The organism is Candidatus Protofrankia californiensis (assembly GCF_900634765.1).
Taxonomy (GTDB): domain Bacteria; phylum Actinomycetota; class Actinomycetes; order Frankiales; family Frankiaceae; genus Protofrankia; species Protofrankia californiensis.
The window spans coordinates 1-8,137 of record NZ_CAAAFT010000293.1; the positions used below are offsets into that span (position 1 = coordinate 1).

The following is an 8,137-nucleotide window of genomic DNA, read 5'->3' on the forward strand; positions in this document are numbered from 1 at the left end:
CCGATCTGGTCGATGACGCCGCGCTTCTCGTCAGCGAAATGGTCACCAATGCGGTCATCCATGGCTTTGGTGATCCGATCCTTCGAGTCGATTTTACCGCGGGTCGACTGCGTGTGACCGTCGACGACCAGAACTGCGCCCTGATTCCTCGCCAAAGCAAAACGCGCGAGAAAGATGAGTGCGGTCGGGGTCTTATGTTGGTTGACGCACTCGCCCACGTTTGGGGTGTTGAGGCTACACCGACCGGTAAACGAGTGTGGTTCGAGCTGTGTGTTACGGAGGAACTGCCGCCCTCTTGAAAAGAGTAGAAAACTCGCGTTCGCGCGCCTCCTTGCATCCCGTCTCGCGCTGCCAGGCCGGAGGGCTACCGGCGGATCTTCAATCACGTGGGTGGCGCGGCCTTCTGGATGAGGCAACGGACAGTGACGAAAGCGGTCGCCAGGTAGAGATAGAACGGCACTGTTGCATTCGTCGATCACAGTCGATCTTCACCGCAGATCTTCCCGTCAGACGCGCTCATGTGCCCCGATCAGTGGGACTACCGGCCGGCCGGAGCCGCGTTGATGAGCCTCGGCGCCGGAAGACTTGCAGCCAAGATCCGCCGGTGCGCGCGAATGCAACAGTGCCATACGAACCGCTGTCCAGTTGTACCAGGTCCGACGATCACCTTCGGCGACGCCGGCAACCGGCCATCTACCCCGGATCTTTCGCGTGGTGGGCAGGCGGGGTTCCGCGATAACCGCCCACCGTTTTTGATGTTGAGTTGTGCCGGCGGGTCGTGACGGACTGGCCCGTTGTCGCGCGGGCGGTGCGCCGGTCCACGGCCGGTGTCCTTTAGGATGTGGGGGCACGCGGCCGCCCGCATGCGCCCCGGGGGCAGGGTTTGGCCGGCAGGCCGCCGGGGATGGGCACAACGTGTACGCCGCAGAGAATGCCGACCGGCTTGCGGTGGCGCGCGAACGCTTCCTGTCCGGCGACCCCGTGGGCAAGATCGTACCCGTTTCGATCAGACAGTCCTGGTTACGCTGTCAGACCCGCGGGCTACCTCCCAGCGCGCCCGACATCCGGTACGACGCGGACATCGACACGGACGGCGGGCTCGTGCACGCCGCCCGCCCGGTGCTCGACAACCTGGCGACCATGCTGTCCGGCATGGGGGCGTCGATGGTCCTCACCGACGCGCGGGCGACGGTCCTCCAGCGTCGAGCCGACGAGCCTGCGCTGATACGGGCTTTGGACTCGCTGTTGTTGGCTCCCGGCTTCGGCTTCTCGGAGCGGTTGACCGGTACCAACGGAATGGGCACGGCATTGGAGGAGCGGCGGTCCTGCTTCATCGTCGGCCACGAGCACTTCGCCGACTCGATGCAGTCGTTCGCCTGTGCCGGCGCGCCCATCAGGGACCCCCTCAGCGGCCGCATCGAGGGCTGTCTGGACGTGACCTGCCTGGCGAACAAGGCCAATGAGGCCATGCGCAGGATCGTCCAGGAATCGGTCAGAGCGATCGAACAGCGAATGCTCGATCAGGTCTCCGCCCGGGAGCGCGCCCTGCTAAGGGCCTTCTTCCGGTCCGCCCATGGCACACCCGAGCCCCGAACCCGCACGGCGGCGGGCCGGCCCGGCCCAGCGGCCACCGCGTCGACAGCGATTCCGGGGATGGTGCCGACCAACCGCCACGACCAGCTGCTGTTAATGGAGAAAGCGGCGGAACTGATCTCGGCCGGCAGGCCGGCCGTCGTCGAGGTGACGCTGTCCCGCGGGGGGACCGCCGTCCTGCTGTGCCGGCCCGTGGCCGGCACGTCCGGGGAGACCGGCGCGGTCGTCGAGGCCTGCCTCCCCAGCACGGGGCGTGTCCACCTCACCGATTCGACCTACCCGGTAGCGGTACCGGATGGGGGTGTGCCGATGCCGGAGAGCGGCCGGCGGGAACCGGCGGAGGCGGTGGGCAGGCAGCTGCTGCTCGCGGGCGAGCCGGCCGTCAGCCGGCTGGCCCTGGCCGCCCGGCGGCGGCTCGGGCTGCTTTGTGAAGCCGGTGTCCGGATCGGTACGACGCTCGACGTCCGCCGGACCGCCGAGGAGCTCGTCGAGATGGCGGTCGGGGAGGTTGCCGACGTCGTCGCGGTGGACCTCGCCGATTCCGTCCTACGCGGGGAGGGTCCGGTTGTCAGGGACGGTTCGCTGCGCCGCGTGGCGCGATCGGCCACCACCAGCGAACCTGGGCCCTTTTACCAGGTCGGGGAACTGGTCGCGTTCGCCCCGACCACCCCGCAGGCCCAGGCCGTCCTGACCGGGCAACCGGTGTTCGAGCCCGATCTGAGCACGGCAGTCAGCTGGCTGGTCCAGGATCCCGCCCGTGCCGGGGAGGTCATCGAGAAGGGTACCCGCTCATTGATCACGGTCCCGTTGCGGGCGCGCGGCGCCGTTCTGGGAGTGGTCAGCTTCTATCGAACAAAGCAGTCCGGCCCCTTTGAGGAAGACGACCTCAGTCTGGCCGAGGAGCTGGTCTCCCGAGCGGCGATGTCCATCGACAACGCCAGGCGCTTCACCGGGGAGCGCGCCCTGGCCCTCGCCCTGCAGCGCAGCCTGCTGCCCCGCACCCTGCCCGAGCAGAACGCGGTCGAAGTGGCGCACCGCTACCTGCCGGCGGAGTCCGATGTGGGCGGGGACTGGTACGACGTCATCCCGCTGTCGAGCCTGCGGGTCGCCCTGGTGGTCGGCGACGTCGTCGGTCACGGCATCCGCGCCGCCGCCACCATGGGTCGGTTACGGACCGCCGTCCACAACTTCGCCGTGCTGGACCTGCCACCGGACGAGCTGCTGACCCGGCTGGACGACCTGGTCGATCGGATCGACCAGGAGCAGGCCGCGGACGATGGGGACATCATCGGGGCCACCTGCCTGTACGCCATCTACGATCCGGTATCCCGCCGTGCAACCATGGCCCGCGCGGGGCATCCGCCGCCCGCGCTCGTCCATCCCGACGGGACCGTGGAATTCCCCGAGGTGCCCGCCGGACCACCACTCGGCCTCGGCGGCCAGCCCTTCGAGACGGCCGAACTCGACATTGCCGACGGCAGCCACCTGGTCCTCTACACCGACGGGCTGGTCGAGGACCGCGACATCGACATCGACGTCGGCCTCGGCCGGCTGGCCGCAGCCCTCGCCTGCCCCGCCGGCCGACCCGCGCAGATCTGTGACGCGGTGATGACCGCCGTACCGCCGGCTCACGCAGGGGACGATGTGGCCCTGCTTGTCGCCCGCACCCGCACCATCCCGACGAGTCAGGTGGTGCGCTGGGACCTCCCCTCCGAGCCGTCCGCGGTCCCGCGCCTGCGCGCCGCCAGCAGGAAGCAGCTGGCTGAGTGGAGCCTGGAAACCATGGCCTTCACCACCGAGCTCATCCTCAGCGAGCTGATGACGAACGCCATCCGGCACGCATCCGGGCCGATCGAGGTACGCCTCCTGCGGGACCGCACGCTGATCAGTGAGGTCTCGGACGCCAGCAGCACCTCCCCCCACCTGCGACGCGCCAGCGCCACGGACGAGGGCGGGCGGGGCCTCTTCCTCGTCGCCCAACTGGCCAGGCGTTGGGGCACCCGATACACCGACCAGGGGAAGACCATCTGGGTGGAGCAGGAGCTCAGCCGATGGTGAGTCCTCGATCTACGAACATGATGGTGCCGTCGGCGAGTTCCCCGGCCACCCCAGCATCACCGGGCCGAGGGCGGCGACCAGTATCGGGGACAGCTGCGTGCCGGGCGCGTTCACCGCGCCGACGGCGGTCAGCGTCTCGCCGTCGTGGGTGACATTGTCCGGGCGACATGGTCGACCCCTCCGTCGACCACCGGGGGATAACTGGCCGGACACCAAGCCCGGGTGGCTGGGCCTGAAAGGGCGCTGACATGGGCAGGTAAGCCGTTGAACACTGATGCTGATCAAACCTTCAGAACCGAAGGGCAAGTTGGACACCGTGACGGTGAACGGACCGGAGGACGTGCCGGACTGGGATGCCATCGGCTGGCGGACTCACGAGAGGAACGTACGGCGGCTGCGGCGGAGGATTTTCAAGGCGACGGGGGAACAGGACTGGGCCACGGTCCGGTCCCTGCAGAAGATTCGGAGTCGCGCCGGCGACGACAGCGTGGGTCGTGCTCGCGTTCACGCTGCCCACCGCGGCGCTGGCGATCCCGCTCGGTCGCCTGATGGACTAGTCGGACCCCCGGCGAGTCTTCCTGCTCGCCGTCACCGGCGTCGGCCTGACCAGCGTGCTCGCGTCGGCCGCGCCGACCTTCCCGGTGCTGCTGGCGGCGCGCGTGGCGCAGGGGGTCGCCGGTGCGACGGTGGCGGCCTACCTGCCGATCGTGGCTCGGGTCGTGGCGCCCGACCGGCGCGGCACGGCTGTCGGCTCGGTCGCCACGATGATGCCGCTCGGCACGATGGCTGGAACCACGGTCGGCGGTCTGGTCTCCGAGTCGCTCGGCTGACGGGCACTGTTCCTCGTCAAGCTCCCAGTCGTCGTGGCCGCGCTGTGGCTCGGCAGCCGCACGGTTCCGGGGAGCACGGCACCGGACGGTGACATGGCTTCCGACGGCGGCTTGGCGCGGGACCGACCCGCCAGGCCGGTCCCGCGCGAGGCCGTCCTCGCTGGTGGCGCCGTCACAGCGTTGCTGCTCGGCGTTGCGGGTCGTCGAGCAGCCCGCCGTTGCAGCTGTCGCACTGTCGGTCGCTGTCGTCCTCGGCGTCGGGTGGGCGAGGAAAAGGCCGCACGCCAATGGATACCCACTACCTCCGAACGGCCGGTCATGACCAGCCGTGATGAGGACTGGGGCCGGGTGCCTTTGGCGCCCATGTGCTCTACCTCCCGTTCACGACCCGATGAGCGGGCGACGGCCCAACTAGGTTCAAGTCATGAGCCGCTGATCAAGAGAGCGGGCCATGACGGATAGAGACTTGTACTGGTCAGTGTGGCGCTGTCTGAGTGAGGTAGGCCGCTGGCTGGTCAGGGCCTGTGGCCGGGACGGGGTCGACGGGGCTTCCGTCGGACACTTTCGCCGTCCGGCAGCGCGTGTGCGCTGTGCTGCCACGAGGTCCGGCTTCGCCAGCGGCCCCCTTTCGATCCGTGCATGTGGTTCTCCCACACACGGCTCCGACACCGTTCACCGCGAGGCATGCGCGGTCACCCACCGTGTCCGCCCAGAGAGGCGTAACACACCGAGCCGGGCGAGCCAGGCGCCGTTATGACGCCCGGCCCACCCCCAGCCAGGCTGGCCGTGCTTGTTACTGGCAAAGATGGCGAGTCGTAGGTGGACGTAGCTGTCGAGCGACGCCAAAGCCCGGGACGAGTTCCCCGCGGCGAAGTAACCCGACCAGCCGCGTAGAAGCAGATTGAGAACCCCTACCCGGTCCGCCAAGGACTTACCGACGAAACGTCGATCCGTGGCGTCGCGTATCCGCGCCCGGATTGACCGCATCGCCGCCGCCGACGGCCACCGCATCAGGTAGAAACGCCGCGGCTGTTTCCACGACCGCACCATATGATGATGCCAGCCGAGGAAGTCAAAGCCCTCACGCCCTTCCCGTAGGCATACGATCATGGTCTTGCCGGAATGCAACCGCAGCCCCAACCTTTCCAGGATGATGCCGATACGGCGGACGGCCTCGTGTGCCGCCTGTTCGGTAGCACACAACGCCACGATATCGTCGGCGTACCTTACCAGCACACCGACCCGCCGGCTCGACGCCGCCCATTCCTCGTCAAGGAAGTGAAGCGCAACGTTAGCCAGCAGCGGGGAAATCGGTGAGCCTTGTGGAGTCCCGGCCACGGTGTCGCGGATGACACCGGCCTCCAAGACTCCCACCCGAAGCCAACAGCGTAGCAGTTTCAACATCCGCCGGTCGGAAACCCGGCGGGCTACCTGACCCATAACCGCAGCGTGGTCCAGAGAACCGAAACAGTCCGCGATGTCAGCGTCAACCACCCACTGCCGGCCACGGTTCGCCTCGACCCGGATGACTTCACAGGCATCCGACGCGGACCGGCGCGGACGGAACCCGAAGCTCGACGGCAGAAAGTCAGCCTCGAACACCGGCTCCAAAACGATCTTCGCGGCGGCCATAGCGACCCGGTCCCGGACAGTGGGGATCGACAGCGGCCGGGTGGACCCCGGCTCGCGCTTCGGGATGTGCACCCTGCGCAGCGGCGCTGGTCGGTACGACCCGGCCCGCAACTCCCCCGCGAGGGCATCGAGGAACTCGCCTACCCCGGCGCGCTCGACGTCGTCGATCGACACACCGTCGACCCCGGGCGCGCCTCGGTTTGCACGCACGTCGCTCCACGCCCGCCACAACACGTCGCTGCGGGCAACATGGCAATACAAAGCATGGAAACGACGGGCGGGATCACGCTTGGCACTGCGGTAAAGCACACGCTGAAGAGCACGAACCGCATCCAGACCATCGGCCTGGCGGACGGACCTAGCCGTAACGGCACTCATCCGAATTCCTCCCTCCACCACTGCGCATCGATGAAGTAGGGGCCCTTCGCTCGGATCGGGTTATGTTGTCCCGACCCTCGAACGCTACTATTGCCCCCTCCGACTGCTTTCCGGCCACCTGTCATTTCCCGGGACCACCGGTTATAGACAGGTATGCTTCCCGGGCCGCAAGCCCCGGGGCCGGGTAGGCCCTCTCCAGTTCCCAGGACAACCCTCTGACCGTTCCACGCTCCTTACGCCGGGAGGTTCATAGGCATCCGCTCCAGGATCCCAGATGCCGTCCATGGCCTTCGCCCTCTAAGGCACGGGCTCGGCTCCTCCTTGCCCCGTCTCACGACGGGCGGTGCTAACGACGCTGCAAGCTTCGCTTCATGCTGCGGACCGGCCAGTTGCTCGCCCCCTCACAGGGACTTTGTCATTCCGCTTCGACGGCAGCCTCTCAACCGACGCCGGGAACCAGCTACCAGGGATCCTGACATCTCCCCGGACCGGGCTCACACCGGCTGGCTGCCCTGAGCTTATCGACCGGTTACACTCGTCTTCTCCTTCCCTTTCAAGGCGCCCGGTCTACTGGACGCACGCCTCGATCCACCGTCGGTTATGGCGGGTTGGGGGTGTCCTGAACGCGTAAATGCCTTCTGACCTGGGATGATGGTCTTGCTGAAGGATCCATCGGACCAGACCAAGAAGGCATCTACAAGATGAGATTGTTGCACGCCCCATCGAAGATCCTTTTCCGGTTCGACGATCCGAACCTCGACCTGGACCTGCTGCGCCACGGCGCGATGGGCCGGCTGTTCGGCGCCATCCGGGCGCCGTCGACGCTGGGCACGTTCCTGCGGGGCGTTCGCCTGGGGTCATGTTCGCCAGCTCGAACGCCTCGCCCGGGCGGTGACCGCCGCACTGCCCCGCCACGCGCCGGTGCTGACCGACGCCTCGACGTATGCCCTGGTCGACGCGGACTCCACGATCCGCCGCGTGTTCGGCTACGCCAAGCAGGGCGCTTCCTACGGCTACACCAAGGTCAAAGGGCTGCACCCGCTGCTCGCGGTCGTCTCGACCCCGACGTGTGCGCCCCTGGTGGTCGCCACCCGGCTGCGTGAGGGCCACGCGGCCGCCGCCCGCGGCGCCGGATCGTTCGTCGCCGAGTCACTCGCCGCCGCCCGCGCCGCGGGCGCGACCGGCCTTGCGCTGTTCCGGGCCGACGCGGCGTTCTACTCGGCGGAGGTGGTCGCCGCCTGCCGGCGCGCCGGCGTCCACTTCTCGATCACCGTGCGGCTCAACCCGGCGATCCGCCGGACGATCGCCACGATCGACGAGGCCGCCTGGACCCCGATCCACTACCCCCACGCGGTCTGGGACGACGACGAGGGCCGGTTCATCTCCGACGCCGAGATCGCCGAAATCGCCTACACCGCGTTCACCAGCCACCGCAAGAAGGAGCAGGTCACCGGCCGGCTGCTCGTCCGTCGGGTCCGCCGCCTCAACCCCGCCTCCGTCTCGCAGGGCCAGGGCGAGCTGTTCGCGGCCCATCGGTATCACGCCGCCTTCACCGACAGCACCCTGCAACTCGTCCAGGCCGAGGCCACCCACCGCGGCCACGCGTGTTGCCCGGCGTTGAAAATGCCGATGTTCGAGGCGTTGTG

4 protein-coding genes and 2 pseudogenes are annotated in these 8,137 nt (G+C 68.2%); 5 read left to right on the forward strand and 1 reads right to left on the reverse strand.

The window, feature by feature from the left end:
- From DD1DGNOD_RS15655 to DD1DGNOD_RS29590, 4 genes and pseudogenes are all read left to right on the forward strand, one after another.
- Positions 1-299 (forward strand): ATP-binding protein (locus tag DD1DGNOD_RS15655; protein WP_131766484.1); only part of this gene is annotated, 299 nt, incomplete at its 5' end.
- A 616-nt stretch (positions 300-915) separates the two neighbouring features.
- Positions 916-3,651 carry a SpoIIE family protein phosphatase gene (locus DD1DGNOD_RS15660; protein ID WP_131770461.1) on the forward strand — a complete coding sequence of 912 codons (2,736 nt, stop codon included), beginning with the start codon at positions 916-918 and terminating at the stop codon, positions 3,649-3,651.
- Positions 3,652-3,925: 274 nt separating this feature from the next.
- Positions 3,926-4,060: pseudogene (locus DD1DGNOD_RS30885) on the forward strand (reverse transcriptase N-terminal domain-containing protein); the annotation flags it as partial.
- A 166-nt stretch (positions 4,061-4,226) separates the two neighbouring features.
- Positions 4,227-4,481: pseudogene (locus DD1DGNOD_RS29590) on the forward strand (MFS transporter); the annotation flags it as partial.
- A 672-nt stretch (positions 4,482-5,153) separates the two neighbouring features.
- On the opposite strand, the gene ltrA reads toward DD1DGNOD_RS29590, so the two are convergent.
- Positions 5,154-6,347 carry a group II intron reverse transcriptase/maturase gene (ltrA, locus tag DD1DGNOD_RS15675; protein ID WP_430827814.1) on the reverse strand — a complete coding sequence of 398 codons (1,194 nt, stop codon included), beginning with the start codon at positions 6,345-6,347 and terminating at the stop codon, positions 5,154-5,156.
- Positions 6,348-7,382: 1,035 nt separating this feature from the next.
- Here ltrA and DD1DGNOD_RS15680 point away from each other — a divergent pair.
- A partial coding sequence (locus tag DD1DGNOD_RS15680; RefSeq protein ID WP_206443211.1) for a transposase occupies positions 7,383-8,137 on the forward strand: 755 nt, incomplete at its 3' end.